An 18,339-nucleotide genomic window follows, 5' to 3' on the forward strand; every position below is an offset into this window, starting at 1 on the left:
CATCCTAACCGCGTCGCGGAATACCACTCGATGGGGACAACTCCCCATCGGCTCCGATCAGGCGCGCCAGCACCCGGCGATGTGATCGTCGACCATCCCGGCGGACTGCATCAGGGCGTACATGGTGGTCGGCCCCACGAACCGGAACCCGCGACGGCGCAGTTCCTTGCTCAGCGCCGTCGACTCCGCCGTGACCGCCGGGACCTCGTCGAAGGAGGCCGGCCGAGTGGCGGATGCCGGTGGGGCGAACGACCACATCAGCTCATCGAGCTCGCCGTCGGCCATGCCCCGCACGATGCGGGCGTTGCCGATGGTCGCCTCGATCTTGGCGCGGTTGCGGATGATGCCCGCATCCGCCATCAGCCGCTCGACGTCGTCCTCGCCGAACTCGGAGACGATCTCGGGCTCGAAGCCCGCGAACACCTCCCGGAACCGCGGGCGCTTGCGCAGGATGGTGATCCAGGAGAGTCCCGCCTGAAAGCCCTCCAGCGCCATCTTCTCGAACAGCGCGCGGTCGCCGTGCAGCGCGGTGCCCCACTCCTCGTCGTGATAGCGACGGTACTCGTCGTCGTCGCCCACCCAGGCGCAGCGGTCGCGGGCGTCCGGGCCCGTGAGGAGAGAGATCATCTCCCCAACGTATCCGCCGCCACCGACGTCGGCCGGCGAGGGTGGCGTCAGTCGGCGAGGGTGGCCGCGTCGATCACGAAGCGGTACCGCACGTCGGAGGCGAGCACGCGCTCGTAGGCGGTGTTGATGTCGGACGCCGGGATCACCTCGATCTCGGCGGCGATGCCGTGCTCGGCGCAGAAGTCGAGCATCTCCTGCGTCTCGCGGATGCCGCCGATGTTCGACCCGGCGAGCGAGCGGCGCCCGCCGATCAGCGACATCACGCCGACGGAGAGCGGTTCCGCCGGGGCGCCGACGCAGACCATCGTGCCGTCGATGTCGAGCAGCCCGAGGTACGCGCGCAGATCGATCACCGCGCTCACGGTGTTGAGGATCACGTCGAACGAGCTGCGCAGCTCGCGGAAGGTCGCCGGATCGCTCGTCGCTCGGTAGTCGTCGGCGCCGAGCCGCAGCCCGTCGTCCTTCTTGCTCAGCGTCTGCGAGAGCACGGTCACCTCGGCGCCCAGCGCGTGCGCGATCTGCACGCCCATGTGACCCAGTCCGCCGAGCCCGACCACGGCGACGCGCGACCCCGGCCCGACGTTCCAGTGCCGCAGCGGCGAGTAGGTCGTGATGCCGGCGCACAGCAGCGGCGCAGCGGCGTCGAGCGCGAGGCCGTCGGGGATGCGCAGCACGAACCCCTCGGTGACGACGACCTGCTCGGAGTAGCCGCCCTGCGTGACGGTGCCGTCACGATCCGTGTCGCCGTAGGTGAGGACGCGACCTCCGGTGCAGAACTGCTCCTGATCACGGCGGCAGTTGCGGCACTCGCCGCACGAGTTCACCAGGCAGCCGACGCCGACCCGGTCGCCGACCGCGTGCCGGGTCACGGCCTCGCCGACCGCGGCGACCGTCCCGGTGATCTCGTGGCCCGGAGCGAGCGGGTACTGCTGCGGGCCCCAGTCGCCGCGCACGGTGTGGATGTCGGAGTGGCAGATGCCGGCGAAGGCGATGTCGATCAGCACGTCGTGCGGACCGAGCGCGCGCCGCTCGATGACGGTCTTCTCCAGCGGGGCCGCTTCGCTCGGTGCGGCGTAGGCGTTGACGCGGGTCACGGGGACTCCTTCTTCCGGGGGCTCGGTCCACCCTACGCACCACTTCCGCCTCTTCCGTCGCGAGGGGCGCCGGTAGGGTGAGGCGCATGACTCCGGAGGGGGAAGTCACCATGCGTCGATCCATCCTGCCCGCGCGACTGATCACCATCCTCATCGCCGTCGTCGTCACCCCGTTCGCCGTGGGGCTGATCGCCACCGGCGGCAGCACCTGGGTGTTCACCTACGCGCAGTACGCGATGGCGGAGGTCGACACCGTCCGGTTCGCGATGCCGATCGTGCTCCAGGTCGTCGGCGTCCTGCTCCTCCTCCTCGTCGTGCTGACGGGCATCTGGAGCTCCGCAGGACTCATCGCCGTCGGGGTGCTCGCCCTGTTCCCGCTCGCGTGCGCGCTGTTCCCGCCGCTCGTGCTCGAGACCTTCCGGCTCGGCCCGGGCGTCCTTCCCCGCGAGTGGGTCGAGGGTCTGGCCTACGGGTTGCCGCTGTTCCTGCTCCCGGCGCTCGGCACGATGGGCGTCGTCCTCGCGATCGTGCGCCGCCGCCCCGCGCGCCCGGGACCCGGACCCGTCACCGTGGGGGCCATCGCCGCGCCCGTGCTGCTCCTGACCGGGGCGCTGCTGGCGTCCTGGGGCCTCGGGCACGGACGGCTCATCGCCTACCAGCAGGACGGAGGAGGCCTCATCCCCGAAGCCGCGGTCGGCGTCCTGCTCGGAACGCTGCTCATCGTCGCGGGGATCCTGGCGACGCGGTGGTCCGCCTTCGCGCTGCTGCTCCCGGCCCTGGCGGCACTCGTGGGGAGCGTCCTCGTCTTCGTGCCGACCGTGTTCCTCCGGCTCTTCTCCGCCCTTCCGATGCAAGGCACCCACACACTGCTGACACTCGTGCTCCTCGGTGCGGGAACCGCCACGGCCCTGATCTACGTCACCTTCACGTTCGTGCTGGTGCGCGTGCGGAGGCAGTCGTCGTCTCCCGCGGTGGGCGCGGAGCATATGCCTCCGGCGGCATATCCGGCCCCGTCCGCGGCCGCACCCCAGCCGTATCCGTTTCCGCAGCCGCAGCCGCAGCCGCACCCGGGAGCGGGTTCGCCGGAGCCGGGCACAGCACCGTTCCTGACCGCCCCGCCGGTCCTGCCGTATCCGCCCACGGCCGCACCGCCCGCGCCACCGCCCGCGCCCCTTCCCGCACCACCCTCGTCTCCCCCGGCCTCCGGGTCCTGAGGGACGCTCCCCCGATCCGTCAAGCCCCCTGCCGGGCAGCACCTCGATCCGTACGCTCGGACCATGAGCATCCCCACCGAACGGATCCCCACCGAACGGATCGACGAGTACCTCGCGCGCTACGCCGCCTCGCTCACCGCATTCGACGCCGAGGCGGCCGCGGACCTGTGGTCGACGCCGGGCATGATCGCCGACGACCACGTGTCGGGCGTGCTCGAGTCCCGCGAGGCGATGATCGTCGGGCTGAAGCAGTCCTATCCGCTGTACCGCGAGCTCGGGCTGGCATCCGTCGGCCACGAGCTTCTCGACGCGAACACCCTGTCCGAGCGGCTGGTGCTGGTGCGGGTGCGGTGGCTGTTCCGCGATGCCGACGGCGAGCAGCTGACCGACACCACCAGCCACTACCTGCTCCGGGAGGAGGAGTCCGGGCTGCGGGCCTGCCTCTGCGTCGAGACCGATGCGGCGGAGAAGCTGCAGGCGCTGGCTGCCGAGCGCGGCGTCGACCTCCACGGGTGGACCTCGTCCTGATCAGGGCGCTCCACATCGGAGCAGGCCGCACACGCAGAGATCCCGCCCCCGACGACGCGGGAGCGGGATTCCTGAGCGGTGAGACGAGCGGTCAGCGCTTCTGCTTCAGCGCCTTCTCCTGGATCGGGGCCTTCCCCGTCGCGGCGAGGTCGGCGTAGTACGCGCGGGCCTCGTCCTGGCGCTGCTTCTCCAGGCCGCTCGCGATGGGTGCGCGCACGTGCTCGGGCTCGTACCCGAACGCGTCCACCAGGTCGAGGGCGTACGGGCGCAGCCGCGCGCACAGGCGGTCGATGTAGCTCGACACGGCCGCGGCGCGCTGGGTCGACAGGCGTCCGTGGATCAGGTGCCAGGCCAGGTGCTTCTCGATGAGCTGCAGACCGAACAGGTCGCGCAGCCACGTGAGCACCTTCTTGGTGTCGGCGTCGTCGATCTGGTGCACGGCGTCGGTGAACGCCTCCCACTGCAGCAGCTCTCCGTGCGCACGCGCGGCTTCGATCAGCTCGGCCTGGTTCTCGTTGAACAGCCGAGCGCCGAGCGCCTTGTCCTTCGCTCCCGGACGCAGACGGCCGGCGATGTCGGCCACCATCTGCTGCACACGGCCGGCCAGCAGGTCGTGCTGCTGCTCCTCCCGGAGCCCGCGCTCGACCGATCGCGCCACCTGACCGAAGTCGGAGACGGCCTGACCGAGCTGTCGGAGTCCGGCGCCGTGGAACACCTTTCCCGCGGTCATCCCGACGGCGAACTTGGCGAGCGCCGCCGCGTCCTTGCCCTGGAACTGCTTGGCGTAGTCGGTCAGCAGACGCTTGCCGACGAGCTGCAGCAGCACGTTGTTGTCGCCCTCGAACGTGACATAGATGTCGAGGTCCTGCCGGAGGCCGACGAGACGGTTCTCGAACATGAACCCTGCGCCGCCGGTGGCCTCGCGGGCCTCCTGCAGCGTGTCGAGCGCGTGCCAGGTGGACAGCGGCTTCAGCGCGGCCGCGAGGGTCTCGAGGTCCTCACGGTCGGCCGGGGTGTCGGTGCGACCGGAGAAGACGCCGTCGAACTTCTGCAGGAACTCGTCGTGCGCGAAGATGTGGGCGTAGGTGGTCGCGAGGCGCGGGAGCAGACGGCGCTGGTGCTTGCCGTAGTCCATGAGCACGACCTCCTGCCCGTCCGCTCCGTCGAACTGACGACGCTGCGTGGCGTAGGTGATCGCGATGTGGAGGCCGAGCGCGGAAGCCCACGATGCCGCACCGTCGAGGGACACGCGCCCCTGGACCAGGGTGCCGAGCATCGTGAAGAAGCGACGGCCGGGGCTGTCGATCGCGCTGGAGTAGGTGCCGTCCGCGGCGACGTCGCCGTAGCGGTTGAGCAGGTTGGTGCGGGGAACGCGCACGTGGTCGAACGAGAGGCGTCCGTTGTCGATGCCGTTGAGTCCGCCCTTGAGCCCGTCGTCCTCGCGGCCGATGCCGGGAAGGTCGACGCCGTCCTCACCGCGCAGCGGCACATAGAAGCAGTGCACGCCGTGGTTGACGCCGTTCGTGATCAGCTGCGCGAAGACGGTCGCCGCGACGCCGTGCAGGGCCGCGTTGCCGAGGTACTCCTTCGTCGCTCCCCGGAACGGGGTGTTGATGACGAACTCCTCGGTCTCCGGGTCGTAGGTCGCGGTCGTGCCGACGGCCGCCACGTCCGAGCCGTGTCCGATCTCGGTCATCGCGAAGGCACCGGGGATGGAGAGATCCATCACCCCGGGCAGCCACTTCTCGTGGTGCTCCTTCGTGCCGAGCTGCAGGATCGCCGAGCCGAACAGCCCCCACTGCACACCGGACTTGATCTGCAGGCTGGGGTCGGCGACCACGAGCTCCTCGAAGCCGGCGATGTTCGCGCCGTTGTTCTCCTCGCCGCCGAGCGACTTGGGGAACGCGCGGTGCACGGCCTTGTTCTCGACGAGGAGGTGCAGCTGGCTGAGCACGCGCTCGCGGTGCTCGTCCTTGCCCAGCTCGTCCTTGCGCCAGAACGCGGAGTCCTTGATCATCTCGCGTGCCTGGCGACGGACGTCGCCCCACGTGCCCATCAGGGCCTCGTTCACACGCGCGACGTCGATCTGCGGCGGAGCCGCGATCTCGTGCGATTCAGCGGATGTCGTCGAAGGACGGACGGCGGCGTCGACCATGGCATTCCTCCAGGAAGTAGGGATGGCTCCATGGTAGGTCTGCGACAAACACGCACGAACTCCGCTGTGCGCTTCCTCCAACGGATCGGCGGCACGTCCCCCTCGGGCATTGTCGCCTCGCGACAGGTGGGGCATTGTCGCCTCGCGACAGGTGAGGGCGTTCCGCCTCGCCGCGAAACGCCCCACCGGCTCAGCCGCGACTCAGAGCGACAGCCCGTGCCCGAAGCGGAAGAGCGGGTCGGCGGTGTCGAACGGCACGTCGGGGCGGGAGGCCTCGACCGCAGCCATCGAGCGAGGCAGGTCGAAGGGCAGCGTGCCCCTCGCCGGCACGGCGCCGCTGAGCACATCGAGGAGCGCAGCTCCCGACGCTCCCCAGTTCACGGTCACCGCGGCCGCGGCCTCCGCGATCGACGTGAGGATCGGCGGGCGATCCGCGAGCACGTCGACCACGGTCGGCACGGCGGCGGCGACCTCGCGCACGTGCGCCACGACCTCGTCGGAGAAGTCGAGCGACCCCGCGTGGAAGAAGTTCTCGAACATCGTCGCGCGCTCCTCGAACGGCGCCTGGAGGCGGATGACCGCGAGGTCGGCCTCACCGGGCGTCTCGACGATCTGACCGAACGACGCCGCGACCGCCGCATCGATGCCCTCGACGTAGAGCTTCACTCCCCGCGCGAACGGCAGCACGCCGTCGTTCGCGAGCACGGTGATCGAGGCGCGCTGAGCGTCCTCCCCCGCTGCGCGGAAGTCGGCGCGGCCGACGATCTCGTCCGCCGCATCCTCGTCCACGAACGGGTTCTCGAACAGTCCGAGCTCGAACTTCTCGCGCAGGATGCGTCGGGCGGAGACGTCGAGGCGCTCCTCACTGATCTCGCCGTCGGCGATCAGCTCGAGCAGCAGCTCGGGGTTGGCCTCGCCGCCGAACTGGTCCGCTCCGGCATCCAGCACCTTCTTCATCCGCTCGCGCGGGGTGAGGTCCTCCACGCCCCATGCGCGGGCCGGGAACGGCTGCCCGAAGATCTCCGAGTCGCTGATCAGGCCCCAGTCGGTGCAGACCAGGCCGTCGAAGCCGTAGCGCTCGCGCAGCAGCCCGGTGATGACCGACTTGTTGAAGCCGAAGCCGACCTCCTCGTACTCGGTGCCGACGGGCATGCCGTAGTAGGGCATCATCTGCCGGGTGCCGGCGGCGAGCGCGTCCTCGAACGGCTTCAGGTGCAGCTCGAACTCGCCGCCCGGGTAGACCTGCTCGCGACCGTACGGGAAGTGCGGGTCCTCGCCGTCCTTCTGCGGTCCGCCGCCCGGGAAGTGCTTGGTCATGGTCGACACCGACCCCGGCCCGAACGACTCTCCCTGGAAGCCGCGGATGTACGCCGCTCCGAGCCTGCCGGAGAGCTCCGCATCCTCACCGAAGGTCGCCGTCTGCCGCGCCCACCGCGGCTCGGTCGCGAGGTCGACCTGCGGGTGCAGCGCGACGCGCAGTCCGACCGCCGTGTACTCCTGCCGCGCGATGTCGGCGAAGCGCTCGACGAGCTCCTCGTCGCGCGTCGCGGCGAGACCGAGCGTCTCCGGCCACTGCGAGAAGGGGCCGGCCAGGATGGAGGCACCGGGGTTCTCGCTGAACGAGTGCCGCGGGTCGGTCGAGAGCGTCACGGGGATGCCGAGGCCGGTGGATGCCGCGAGCCGCTGCAGCGCGTTGTGCCAGGCCGCGATCTCCCGACCGGTCGGCGCCGCGCCGAGCAGGTTGAAGTGCGTCATCCGCTTGCTCTCGAGGAACTCGCGCGCGGAGGGCGACGCGAACGTGGGGTCGGCCTCGTCGAGGTCGCCGATCGCGATCATCGTGTGGAAGAAGAGCCCGGCCTTCTCCTCGACGGACATCGCGTCGAGGAGCAGCTGGACCCGCTCGTCGACGGGCAGGTCGGCGTCCAGCCAGGGGCGTGCGGTGGTGGTCTCGGGCATGGTCACTTGACTCCCTTGATGCGATAGACGAGCACGGCACCGGCCAGTGCGACGAGCGCGCCGAACAGGTACCAGGTGGTGTAGCCGCCGAGCGGCGTGGCCGCGCCGATGGCGATGATGGCCGGGGCGATGGCGGGGGCGATCGACTGCGGCAGGGCGTTGGCGATGTTCAGCACACCGAGGTCCTTGGCGGTGTCCGCCGGGTTGGGCAGCACCTCGGTGGCGAGCGCGAGGTCGACCGAGAGGAAGGATCCGGCGCCGAGGCCGATGATCGCCTGCGCGATGATCACGGTCGTCACATCGGGGGCGATCGCGAGGATCACGAGGCCGACCACCATGACCACGCCGGCGATCGCGACGAAGGGACGACGCTTGCCGATCCGGTCGGACAGGAACCCGCCGAGCGGCGAGGAGATCGCCATGGCCGCCATCGAGGCGAGGTTGGCCAGGAGGATCGTGCCGACGGCGCCCTGCTCGTCGAGGCCGAACTTGGTGATGAGGTACAGCGGGAGGTAGGTGGCGATGCCGGCGTAGCCGAACATCACGAAGAACTTGGTCAGCCAGGTCCAGCCGAAGTCCGGGTGCTTGCGCGGGTTGAAGACGAAGGAGCCGAAGAACGTGCCGACCGTGAACCGGTCGGCGGGCTTCTCCGTGAGGCGGCGGTCCTTGAGGGTCAGCACGAACACGATCACCAGGATGAGGGCGATCACGGCCGGAACGAGGAAGCGCTCGAAGTCACCGGGGAGGAAGTTGACGATGAAGCTGCCGGCGAGGATGCCGATGGGCGTGGTGATGCCGATGATGCCGGAGACCTTGCCGCGACTGGACACCGGCACCTGGTCGGGCAGGGTGGCGTTGGCGGCGGCGAGCACCGCGTTCATCGACGCCTGCACGAGGCACCAGGCGAGCAGCACCATCCAGACGGAGGTGGCGACGCCGATGATGGCGAATCCGCCGAGTCCCACGATGGCGCCGCCGAGGATCCACGGACGCCGCATGCCCCACCGGGACGTGGTGCGGTCGGAGAGCCGACCCACGAGCGGGTTCGCGATGAGGGCGAACGCCGCACCGATGCTCATGACCAGACCGAGGCTGCCCTCGGTGTTCACGGGATCGATGTGCTGGATCTTGAAGGCCATCGACACCATGACCGGCGTGAGCAGGGCGAGGTAGACGCCGAAGTTCACGGCAGCGAGGCCGGGCGTGTAGCCGCGCGGGGTCTTCGGGGGCGTGGTGCCGGGGGCCTTGAACCCGGTGGTGCCGACCGCGGCCGCAGTGGCGGCGGATGACAGCTCTGTCATGACAGTCCTTTCGATTCACCGCACGTCTTCGGGCGACGCGGTTCTGGGATGACGATACATCAAACTCGACCGTTTGGTAAGTGAAAGTCGACCGCGTGGTAATGAGCGAGGATAGGATGCGGGAGGAGGATGCGATGACGACGATGATCGGCTCGCGGCACGCCCGTGCCGCCGCCACCCGACAGCGCATCCTGTCCGCCGCGCACGACCTCTTCGTCACCAACGGGTACCGCTCCACGTCGCTGCGCGACATCGCGGCCGCCGCATCCGTCAGCCACCCCGGCCTCCTCGGGCACTTCGCCTCCAAGGACGACCTGCTCGCCGAGGTGGTCGCCGGACTCGAAGCCGAGAACGAAGCCGTGTTCAGCGGCATCGCGGCGGCATCCGAACCCGGGGAGCTGGTGTTCGCCGCCCTCGCCGAGCGCAACGCGCGCACTCCCGGCTACCTCGAGCTGTTCGCCGCGCTCACGGGGGAGGCCTCGGCCCCCGACCACCCCGCACACGAGCGGATGCGCGAGCGGTACTGCCGACTGCGCGCGCTGAGCGGCGACGTCCTGGAGGACGCGAAGCACCACGGGGTGATCGCCGCGGACCGCGATGTCGCCGGCGAGACCGTGCGGCACACCGCGGGCTGGGACGGCCTGCAGCTGCTCTCGCAGTATCTGCCGGACCAGGTCGATGTGGTGGAGATGCTCGAGGAGCGCGAGAACCTGTGGGCGCTGCCGCTCGCGTGGCGGGATCCGGATGACGGCTCCGATGCCGACGGCTCCGAACCCGCGGGTCCTCTCCCCGCGCTGCGCACCACCGTCGCTCCCGAGACCGACCCCGGTTACGCGGTCGGACGACGTCGTCGCGCCCGGATCCTCGCCGACGCGATGCGTCTCTTCGCCCGCGACGGCTACGGCGACACCAGTCTCAAGGACATCGCCGCGGCGGTCGGGGTGTCGAAGTCGACGCTGCTGCACCACTATCCGTCGAAGGAGGTGCTGCTCAGCGCCGTCCTCACCGAGCGCGACAGCGCCATCGACGCGAATCAGGGATTCAGCGGTGCCGCCTCCGCCGGAGAGCTGCTCCGCGGGATCCCCGACGGGGCCGAGCTCAGCGCCCGCGACGAACCGGGACTGATCGAGGTGTACGCCGTGCTCTCCTGCGAGGCGGTCCCCGCCGTGCATCCGGCGCATGACTACTTCGCGTCACGATTCGCGAACGCCCTGGAATACTTCACCGAGCTGTTCCGCCTCGCCCAGGTGGACGGGGATCTCCCGGAGCACCGCGACCCCGCGCACGAAGCCGTCTGGCTGATCGCCCTGTGGGACGGCCTGCAGTACCAGTGGCTGTACGACCGCTCCGCCGTCGACGTCGCCGCCCACCTGCGTGCGCACCTCGACGACGTGCTGCCCGCGCGCTGACCGGCAGCGGCCGCATCGGGTCAGGCCGCTCACGCCTGGCCGAACGGCTCGCGGCGGGTCAGGACGCGGCGTCGAGTCAGGACGCGGCGTCGGGTCGGGCAGGCCGCTGCGTCGGGTCGCGGCGTCGGGTCGGGCAGGCCGCTGCGTCGGGTCGCGGCGTCGGGTCAGGACGCGGCGATGACCGCCAGCACGCCCTCGCCGTACGCCTGGCGCTTCTTCTCGCCGATGCCGGTGATGCCCTCGAGGTCGGCGAGGGACGCCGGGCGATGCTCCGCGAGGGCGCGCAGCGTCGCATCCCCGAACACGATGTACGCGGGGACGCCCTGCTCGCGGGCCGTCTCCGCCCGCCAGGCACGCAGCGCCTCGAACAGGCCACGGTCTCCGGCATCCAGGGCATCGGCCGCACTGGCCTTGCGGGCGCGGGACGACGAGGTCGGACGCCCGATCGTGTCCTTGCGCAGCGGCACGGCGGTCTCGCCGCGCAGCACTCCGGCGGCCTGCTCCCCCGGCGCGAGCGTGCCGTAGTCGCCCTGCGCGACCAGGATGCCGCGGGCGAGGAGCTGCCGCACGACGCTGCGCCAGTCCTGGTCTGAGAGGTCGCTGCCGATGCCGTAGGTCGCGAGCTTGTCGTGCCCCTGCTGCCGGATGCGCTCCGTCGACGCGCCGCGGAGGATGTCGATCAGGTGCCCGGCGCCGAACGCCTGATTGCGCTCGCGCGTGAGTCGCACGATCGTCGAGAGGAGCTTCTGCGCCGGGACGAGGCCGTCGAACGTCTCGGTGTCGTCGAGGCACGTGTCGCAGTTGCCGCACGGCTGCGAGTCCTGCCCGAAGTAGCCGAGCAGGTTCTGACGGCGGCACTCGACCGTCTCGCACAGCGCGAGCATGGCGTCGAGGTGCTGGCCCATCCGCATCTTGAACGTGCGGTCGCCGGGGCTCTGGTCGATCAGGCGGCGCTGCTGCACGACGTCGCCGAGCCCGTACGCCATCCAGGCCACGGACGGCTCGCCGTCGCGACCCGCACGCCCCGTCTCCTGGTAGTACCCCTCGACCGACTTCGGCAGGTCGATGTGCGCGACGAAGCGCACGTCGGGCTTGTCGATGCCCATGCCGAACGCGATGGTGGCGACCATGACCACGCCGTCTTCCCGGAGGAAGCGGGCCTGATTGGCCGCACGCACCTCGGCGGGCAGGCCCGCGTGGTACGGCAGCGCGTCGAGACCCTGGGCAGCGAGATAGGTCGCCGTCTGCTCGACCGACTTGCGGCTGAGCGCGTAGACGATCCCCGCCGGCTGCGCGCCGTCGTCGCTCGCCGGAGTCTGCGACTTGATGAACGCCACCAGCTGCTTGCGCGGATCGACCTTGGGCACGATGCGGTACTGGATGTTCGGGCGGTCGAAGCTCGCGACGAAGTGCTTCGCCTCCGCACGCCCCTGGGAGCCGTCGAGCCGCAGCCGCTCGGTGATCTCCTTGTGCGTCGCCGCGGTCGCGGTAGCGGTGAGGGCCATGCGCGGAACGCCGGGGAACCGCTCGCCCAGGTCGCCGAGGGCCAGGTAGTCGGGCCGGAAGTCGTGACCCCACTGCGACACGCAGTGCGCCTCGTCGATCGCGATCACGCTGAGGGTGCCGCGCTGCAGCAGGGCGGTGGTCTGGGCGTTGGAGAGCCGCTCGGGGGCGACGTAGATGAGGTCGAGCTCACCGGCGAGGTAGGCGCGCTCGACCTCGCGGCGCTCGTCGATCGCCTGCGTGGAGTTGAGGTACGCGGCGTTGACGCCGTTCGCCCGCAGCGCGTCGACCTGGTCGTGCATGAGCGCGATGAGCGGACTGATCACCAGCCCGGTGCCCTCGCGCACGAGCGCCGGCACCTGGTACGTGATGCTCTTTCCGCCACCGGTCGGCATCAGCACGACCGCGTCTCCGCCCGCGATGACCTGCTCGACGATGTCGGCCTGGTCGCCGCGGAACTCCTCGTAGCCGAAGACCGTGTGCAGCGCCTCGCGCGCGGTCGGATAACGGCTCGGCGTCGCCCGGCGGGTGGTCGGTGCCGCGGCGGCGGCGGCAGACGGCGAGGTCACCGGCGTGACCGGCCCCTGCCCCCAGTCGAGCGGCGGCTCGTAGCCGGCGCCCTGCGGCTCCCAGTCCATGGGCTCCGGCGGAGCGGAGGACTCCCAGCCGTCGTCGTAGGGCTCGTCGGCGTACGGCAGATCCGCGTACGGGTCACGGGGAGTCTGCGGCATCCCTCCAGCGTAACGACCCCCGCCGACGCGGGCGGCACCTCATCCACAGGCGAGTGGCTCTTCCGGCGAAAACCCAGAGCGTCCCGCGACCACACCGCGCGCCGCGCTTCGACGCGCCGGTCCCGACGCACGTGCCCGCGATCCTCGAGCCGGTTGAGGACGAGGGTCATGGCGGCGGTCGAGATCTCGACACGGTGCCCCAGCTCGGTCGGAGTCGTGGGACCGCGGCTGATCGCCTTCCTCGCCCTGACCTTCCTCTTCCCCAAGAAGAGTCGGGAAGACGTGCACGGGACCGCCGTGCGGGAGACCGTCGGCTGACCGGACCTCCCGGCCACTCACGCCGCCCGCCTAGAGTGGGCGGCGTGAGCGGCGAACGGACGAGGGCGACGGATACAGGCGGCGCGGTCGTGCTGCTGGTGATCCACATCCTCGTGGCGCTCTTCTTCGCCGCAGACATCTTCCTCACGTCGCTCAGCGTCGCCGGATGCGGTCCGGATCAGTGCGACTACACGTTGCAGTGGAACACGGTGCAGGCATTCCTCGTGTTCGACGCCGTGGTGCTCCTCGCCGTCTTCGTGCTCGGGCTCATCCGCCTCCGCCGCGGACGGAGCACCTGGTGGCTCCCCGCCGGCGGGATCGCGCTCGTGCTCATCGGGGCGGCGATCGCACATCAGGTGAGCCACATCGCACTGCCGGTTCCGTAGCCGCCCCGCCGTCCGCACGCGGGCGTAGGTTGGAGGCATCCCGTCCGAAGGAGAAGCCGATGCCCGAAATCACCGTGACCCGCGACGACGAAGACTCGCGCTACGAGATCCGCTCGGGAGACGTGCTCGCGGGCTTCGCAGCCTTCGACCTCCGCCCCGGATCCATCCGCTTTCTCCACACCGAGATCGACCCGGCGTTCCAGGGGCAGGGGCTCGCCGGGAAGCTGGCGTCCGCCGCGCTGACGGATGCCGTCGGCCGCGGTGAGGCGATCGTCCCGCTGTGCCCGTACATCGCCACGTACCTCGAGACGCACGAGATCCCCGGCGTCGAGATCCGCTGGCCGAAGCCGGCCGCGAGCCACGGAGGTTCCGCCGGCGAAGACCCGACGGGCCGCGCGGAATGATCGGGCAGCACCGTCTCATCCTGGAGCCGCGCGAGGTGCCGCTCGGCGGGGTGCGCGGCATGAACGTGCTGCGCGCTCTCCCGCACCGCAACCTGCCGACCATCGGCGCCTGGTGCTTCCTCGACCGGTTCGGGCCGGCCGACACGAAGATGCGGGTGGAGCCGCATCCGCACATCGGGCTCCAGACCGTGACCTGGCCGCTGGTCGGGGGGTCCGCCACCGCGACTCGCTCGGCAGCGACGCCGATCTGCGCCGCGGGCAGCTGAACCTGATGACCGCGGGCGACGGGATCTCGCACTCGGAGTATTCGATCGGCGACGAGCCGATCCCCCTCGACGCGCTGCAGTTCTGGGTCGTGCTCCCGGATTCCGCCCGCCACGGTGCTCCCGGGTTCGAGCGGCACACCGATCTGCCGACCCTCCCCCTTCCGGCCGACGAGGGGACGGATGCCGAGGCCACGATCGTGCTCGGAGAGTTCGCGGGCGTGCGCTCACCCGCCACGGTGCACACCCCGATCGTCGGCGCCGAGATCGTGCTCGCGCCGGGTTCGCGCGTGCGTCTGCCGCTGCGCTCCGACTGGGAGCACGCGCTGATGCTCGTCGAAGGCGATGCCGAGGTGGCGCAGCATCCGCTCGATCGCAACGGGCTGCTCTATCTCGGCGATTCCCGCGATGCGGTCGAGGTGTCGAGCGACGCGGGCGCACTGCTGTTCCTGCTCGGCGGCGAGCCCTTCGAGGACGACATCGTGATGTGGTGGAACTTCGCCGGTCGCACGCATGACGAGATCGTGGCCGCGCGCGAGGAATGGGAGTCGGCGTCCGACCGCTTCGGCATCGTGGCCGGGCATGACGTGCGCATCCCCGCCCCTCCGCTCCCCGACGTGCGGCTCATGCCCCGCAGCCGAAAGCTCTGAACCCGATGTCGACGTCAGGCCTCTTCCCCGGCGCGCTCGCGCCGATGCCGGATGCCAGGGCATCCGCCATGATGATCTGGCCGAGTCCCGAGCCGGTCCCGCCCGCGCGGTTCGTGGAGGGCTTCGAACCTTTCGTGGCCTTCGTGCGCGAGACCGGCGCGGACCCCGCCGCCCTCGCCGCCGACCTCGGCGCACTGTGGGACTTCGTCGCTGCGCACCCCGAACTCCTCGATGCTGCCGAGACGAGGGAGGCCGCGGCACGGTTCCTGGGGAATGCGATCGCTCTGGCGCATCCGGCGGCGCGGTGGCACATGGCGAGTGAACCGGAAGTGGGCACCTCGATGATGTCGATCCCGGTCGCCGGTCTGCTGCGGACGATCGTGGAGCATCCGGAGCGGCGAGAGTCGTTCGATGAGACGCTCGCGTCCTGGCCGCAGGCGGACCGCGACGCCGAAGAGCTCGACGCCCTCGCGCGCGAGGAGGTCGAGATCGACTTCGTCGTCGCCCCGGTGCCGTTCACGCGCCCGGCGCTCGCGGTCCCCGAGTTCGTCGACGAGGCCGGCCGGGTGATCGAGTACGGGTCCCGCTGGTCCGGCGGTTCGCCTCCGGATGACGCCTACTCGCGGGTGTCGCATCCGGAGCGCTTCGCCCCGGTGATGTCCGTCGTCGCTGCCCTGGTCGACCATCTCGAGACCTGGTACGACGTCGACGTCGACCGACGGTCCGACGAAACGGGCGCGCGCGTCTGGCGCCTGCGCCCCGCGACCGGAGCGAGCATCACGCTCACGGCGACGGCCGACTCCATCGGCATCGAGGCCGGAGCGCTGTTCCGGGACATCGCTCCCAGCTGCACCTGCGACGCGTGCGACGAGACTGCGGAGTCCGTGGCCGACCACCTCGAGGAGACCCTGCTCGCGATCGCCGCCGGAGGGCTGAGGGAGGTCTTCCCCGTCGGACAGCGGCGCTGGCTGCACACCGAGCTGCGCACTCCGGGTGGTGGCAGGCGGTCGGGCGGCGGAGAACCCGACCGGTCGCTCCCGGCGACGGGGCTGGACGACGCCGCGGCCGTCCTCGGGCGTCTCCCCGACGGCTGGTGGCCGGCGTGGTGGCTGCGCTCCCCCCAGCCCTGACCCGCTGACCCGCGTCTGCTCCCGTCGCACTTTCTGTCGCTGAGGCGCGCTCCGAGCGACAGAAAGTGCGACGAGAACGGGGATGCCGGGGACGGGGGCGAGACGACTCAGCCGCGCTCGGGCGTGTGCACCCGGGCGAGGAAGCGCTCCGTACGCGGCGACGGCCCCCGCGGGTCGAGGATCGAGACGACGACCGTGACCGCCGTGGCGAGGGGGATGGTCCACGCGGCGGGCTGCGCGAGATACGGCGCCGCGACCCCGACGCCCCCGACCGCCGCATGCACCAGCAGCGCGAGTCCCGCGGCGATCCCGCCCGACAGCATCCCGGCGACGGCCCCGCGGGCGGTGAGCCCGCGCCACCACACCCCGAGCAGTACGACCGGCGACAGCGTCGACGCCGCCACCACGAACACCACGCCGACACTCGACCCGAGACCGGCCGGTGCCGTGAGCAGCGCCACCGCGAGGGGCACCAGCGCGCAGAGCACGGCCGACAGACGGAACGACCGCACCGAGCCGGAGAACACGTCCTGGCTGATCACGCCCGCGAGCGACACCACGAGTCCGGCCGAGGTCGCGAGGAACGCGGCGAAGGCCCCGGCGACGATCAGCGCGGTCAGCAGCTCGCCGAACGCCCCGGGGAAGACCCGCGAGGGCAGCAGCAGGACCACCGTGTCGGCGATGCCGGGGACGGCGAGGTCGGGGGCGGCGATGCGGGCCAGCAGGCCCATGGTGCTCGACACGGCGTAGAACGCGCTGACCATGCCGATCACGATCACGGTGGTGCGCCGAGCCGAGACCCCGGTCGGGCTCGTGTAGAACCGCACGAGGACGTGCGGGAGTCCCATGGTGCCCAGCAGCAGCGCGAGCAGCAGGGATGCCGTCTCGTACGCGTCGAACCCCGAGGGTCCGGCCTCGGCGGGGAACACCAGCGCGGGGTCGAAGTCGTGCGGTCCCCCGCTGAGCGCGAACGCGATGAACACCACCGGCACCAGGAGCGCGGTGAGCTTGAGCCAGTACTGGAACGCCTGCACGTAGGTGATGGCGCGCATGCCGCCGGCGGCGACGGCGGCAGCCACCAGCACCGCGACGGTCACGGCCCCCACCCATTCGGGGAGCCCCGCGACGACGAGCAGGGTGATCCCGGCGCCGTGCAGCTGCGGCACGATGTACAGCCAGCCGATCACCAGCACCGCGAGGCTGGTCACGCGCCGGGCAGACGTCGACTCCAGCCGGGCCTCGATGAAGTCGGGGATCGTGTACGCGCCGCTGCGGCGGAGCGGTGCCGCCACGAACGCCAGGACCAGCAGATAGCCGGCGGCATAGCCGATCGGGAACCAGAATCCGCGGGCGCCGTCGAGCAGCACGAGCCCGGACAGGCCGAGGAAGGTCCCCGCCGAGAGGTACTCGCCGCTGATCGCGGAGGCGTTCCACACCGGCCGCACGGTGCGCGAGGCGACGAAGAAGTCTCCCGTGGTGCGCGAGATGCGCAGCCCGTAGACGCCGATCAGGAGCGTCGCGACGACGACGAGCGCGACCCCGATCAGGTCGAGCACCGCGTTCATTCGCGATCCCGGAGCGCCCGGTACCGCCGCTCGTTGCGCGCGGCCGTGCGCACGTAGAGCACCGCGAACACCACGATGATCGGATAGAACGCGTACGCCTGCAGCAGCCAGGACAGCGGCAGTCCCCACACCAGCACCCGGCCGATCTCCGGGATGAGCGCGATCGCCAGTGTCAGCGCGATGACCACGACCACGAACCCCGCGACCGTCCCCAGTGCGAGCCGGAGCTGGCTGCGCATGAGCGCCCGCGCGTAGACGGCGTCCGCCTCGTCCACGGGGGCTCCGGGCAGCGCGATACCGCGCGTGAAGGTCGCCGGCCGCCGATCGGGGAGGTCGGCCGTCACGCGCACGCGCTTCGGGATCTCGGTCATCCCGCGCCCTCGCCGCGCAGCAGCGCGTCGCGCACGGCCGGGACCAGGCGACGACTGACCGGGAGCGGGGCGCCGCCGATCGAGACGGCGGGCTCGGGGCCGGAGAGCCGGGCCTCGGTCACCGCCGTGGTGCGCACGAGCCAGGAGCGATGGATGCGCAGGAATCCGGCATCCGCCCATCGCGCCTCGAGCTCGGAGATCGGGATGCGCACCAGGTGCCCCGTGCCGTCGCCGGTGTGCAGCCGCGAGTAGTCCCCCTGCGCCTGGATCCACCGCACGTCGCTGCGACGCACGAACCGCACGGTGGATCCGACCGTGACCGGCAGCATCTCGTCGTCGCCGGAGGCCGCGGTGTCGCCGAGCTCGACCACCCGGTCGACGGCCTGCCGCAGCCGCTCCGTCCGCACGGGCTTGAGCAGGTAGTCCACGGCGCGCAGCTCGAACGCCTCGACCGCCTTGGCTTCATCGGCCGTCACGAACACGACGGCCGGCGGATCGGCGAGGGTCAGCAGCGCCCTCGCGAGCTCGGTCCCGGTGAGTCCCGGCATGTGGATGTCGAGGAACGCGATCCGCACCGCCCGCTCCGACAGCAGCCGCAGCGCATCGGCACCCGACGATGCGGTGAGGATCTCGCCGATGCGGGCGTCGGTGCGCAGCAGGTGCACGAGCTCATCCAGGGCGGGACGCTCGTCATCCGCGACGAGGACGTCGATCAGGGGCGCGCTGTTCGTCAT

At 71.0% G+C, this 18,339-nt stretch carries 17 protein-coding genes and 1 pseudogene; 8 read left to right on the forward strand and 10 right to left on the reverse strand.

Annotated elements, in window-relative coordinates:
* Positions 1-57 precede the first annotated feature (57 nt).
* Positions 58-627, reverse strand: a complete 570-nt coding sequence (locus AC07VM_RS12250) for a DNA-3-methyladenine glycosylase I (RefSeq protein WP_494911431.1) — start codon at positions 625-627, stop codon at positions 58-60.
* A gap of 47 nt (positions 628-674) precedes the next feature.
* Positions 675-1,721, reverse strand: a complete 1,047-nt coding sequence (locus tag AC07VM_RS12255) for an NAD(P)-dependent alcohol dehydrogenase (RefSeq protein WP_494911432.1) — start codon at positions 1,719-1,721, stop codon at positions 675-677.
* A gap of 110 nt (positions 1,722-1,831) precedes the next feature.
* Here AC07VM_RS12255 and AC07VM_RS12260 point away from each other — a divergent pair, with 110 nt between their 5' ends.
* Both AC07VM_RS12260 and AC07VM_RS12265 read left to right on the forward strand, forming a co-directional pair.
* The gene (locus tag AC07VM_RS12260) at positions 1,832-2,935 is read left to right on the forward strand and encodes a hypothetical protein (RefSeq protein WP_494911434.1); all 1,104 of its coding nucleotides are present in this window, start codon (positions 1,832-1,834) and stop codon (positions 2,933-2,935) included.
* Between the two features lie 63 nt (positions 2,936-2,998).
* Entirely contained in the window at positions 2,999-3,463 is a 465-nt protein-coding gene (locus tag AC07VM_RS12265) for a DUF6841 family protein (protein ID WP_494911435.1), read from the forward strand.
* 91 nt (positions 3,464-3,554) lie between these two features.
* Here the strand turns inward: AC07VM_RS12265 and AC07VM_RS12270 are convergent, their stop codons facing one another.
* The 3 genes from AC07VM_RS12270 to AC07VM_RS12280 all read right to left on the reverse strand — a co-directional run bounded on the left by AC07VM_RS12270 (position 3,555) and on the right by AC07VM_RS12280 (position 8,875).
* Positions 3,555-5,618 carry an acyl-CoA dehydrogenase family protein gene (locus tag AC07VM_RS12270; RefSeq protein ID WP_494911437.1) on the reverse strand — a complete coding sequence of 688 codons (2,064 nt, stop codon included), beginning with the start codon at positions 5,616-5,618 and terminating at the stop codon, positions 3,555-3,557.
* Between the two features lie 201 nt (positions 5,619-5,819).
* A complete protein-coding gene (locus AC07VM_RS12275) occupies positions 5,820-7,574 on the reverse strand; it encodes a glycoside hydrolase family 3 protein (protein WP_267417131.1) in 1,755 nt (584 codons plus the stop codon).
* Between the two features lie 2 nt (positions 7,575-7,576).
* Complete coding sequence (locus tag AC07VM_RS12280; protein WP_494911438.1) at positions 7,577-8,875, reverse strand: MFS transporter; 1,299 nt, start codon at positions 8,873-8,875, stop codon at positions 7,577-7,579.
* 134 nt (positions 8,876-9,009) lie between these two features.
* Here AC07VM_RS12280 and AC07VM_RS12285 point away from each other — a divergent pair, with 134 nt between their 5' ends.
* Positions 9,010-10,284 (forward strand): TetR/AcrR family transcriptional regulator, encoded by a 1,275-nt coding sequence (locus tag AC07VM_RS12285; RefSeq protein WP_267417129.1) that lies wholly within the window; start codon positions 9,010-9,012, stop codon positions 10,282-10,284.
* Positions 10,285-10,448: 164 nt separating this feature from the next.
* On the opposite strand, the gene recQ is transcribed toward AC07VM_RS12285, so the two are convergent.
* Positions 10,449-12,425, reverse strand: coding sequence for a DNA helicase RecQ (gene recQ, locus AC07VM_RS12290; RefSeq protein ID WP_494911713.1), 1,977 nt, complete (start codon positions 12,423-12,425; stop codon positions 10,449-10,451).
* Positions 12,353-12,688 carry a hypothetical protein gene (locus tag AC07VM_RS12295; RefSeq protein WP_494911440.1) on the reverse strand — a complete coding sequence of 112 codons (336 nt, stop codon included), beginning with the start codon at positions 12,686-12,688 and terminating at the stop codon, positions 12,353-12,355. Before AC07VM_RS12295 ends, recQ begins: the two co-directional genes overlap by 73 nt.
* Here AC07VM_RS12295 and AC07VM_RS12300 point away from each other — a divergent pair.
* The 5 genes and pseudogenes from AC07VM_RS12300 to AC07VM_RS12320 all read left to right on the forward strand — a co-directional run bounded on the left by AC07VM_RS12300 (position 12,687) and on the right by AC07VM_RS12320 (position 15,669).
* Complete coding sequence (locus AC07VM_RS12300) at positions 12,687-12,836, forward strand: hypothetical protein (RefSeq protein WP_494911441.1); 150 nt, start codon at positions 12,687-12,689, stop codon at positions 12,834-12,836. The two genes, AC07VM_RS12295 and AC07VM_RS12300, sit on opposite strands and share 2 nt — an antisense overlap.
* A 44-nt stretch (positions 12,837-12,880) precedes the next feature.
* The gene (locus AC07VM_RS12305; protein WP_494911443.1) at positions 12,881-13,222 is read left to right on the forward strand and encodes a hypothetical protein; all 342 of its coding nucleotides are present in this window, start codon (positions 12,881-12,883) and stop codon (positions 13,220-13,222) included.
* Positions 13,223-13,281: 59 nt separating this feature from the next.
* On the forward strand, positions 13,282-13,626 hold the full coding sequence (locus AC07VM_RS12310) for a GNAT family N-acetyltransferase (RefSeq protein WP_494911445.1): 345 nt from the start codon (positions 13,282-13,284) through the stop codon (positions 13,624-13,626).
* A pseudogene (locus tag AC07VM_RS12315) lies at positions 13,623-14,539 on the forward strand (pirin family protein). The gene AC07VM_RS12310 and the pseudogene AC07VM_RS12315 overlap by 4 nt, the downstream one beginning before the upstream one ends.
* A 5-nt stretch (positions 14,540-14,544) precedes the next feature.
* The gene (locus tag AC07VM_RS12320) at positions 14,545-15,669 is read left to right on the forward strand and encodes a DUF6226 family protein (RefSeq protein ID WP_494911446.1); all 1,125 of its coding nucleotides are present in this window, start codon (positions 14,545-14,547) and stop codon (positions 15,667-15,669) included.
* Between the two features lie 107 nt (positions 15,670-15,776).
* Here the strand turns inward: AC07VM_RS12320 and AC07VM_RS12325 are convergent, their stop codons facing one another.
* Genes AC07VM_RS12325 through AC07VM_RS12335 form a run of 3 tightly spaced genes read right to left on the reverse strand, consistent with a single transcriptional unit; the run spans position 15,777 to position 18,339 of the window.
* Positions 15,777-17,234: a sodium/solute symporter gene (locus AC07VM_RS12325; protein WP_494911447.1), complete on the reverse strand. Its 1,458-nt coding sequence runs from the start codon at positions 17,232-17,234 to the stop codon at positions 15,777-15,779.
* A complete protein-coding gene (locus AC07VM_RS12330) occupies positions 17,231-17,605 on the reverse strand; it encodes a heavy metal transporter (RefSeq protein ID WP_267417118.1) in 375 nt (124 codons plus the stop codon). The genes AC07VM_RS12325 and AC07VM_RS12330 overlap by 4 nt, the downstream gene beginning before the upstream one ends.
* Positions 17,602-18,339, reverse strand: a complete 738-nt coding sequence (locus tag AC07VM_RS12335) for a LytR/AlgR family response regulator transcription factor (protein ID WP_494911449.1) — start codon at positions 18,337-18,339, stop codon at positions 17,602-17,604. The genes AC07VM_RS12330 and AC07VM_RS12335 overlap by 4 nt, the downstream gene beginning before the upstream one ends.

Source organism: Microbacterium sp. GW821-FHT01D02 (assembly GCF_059422585.1).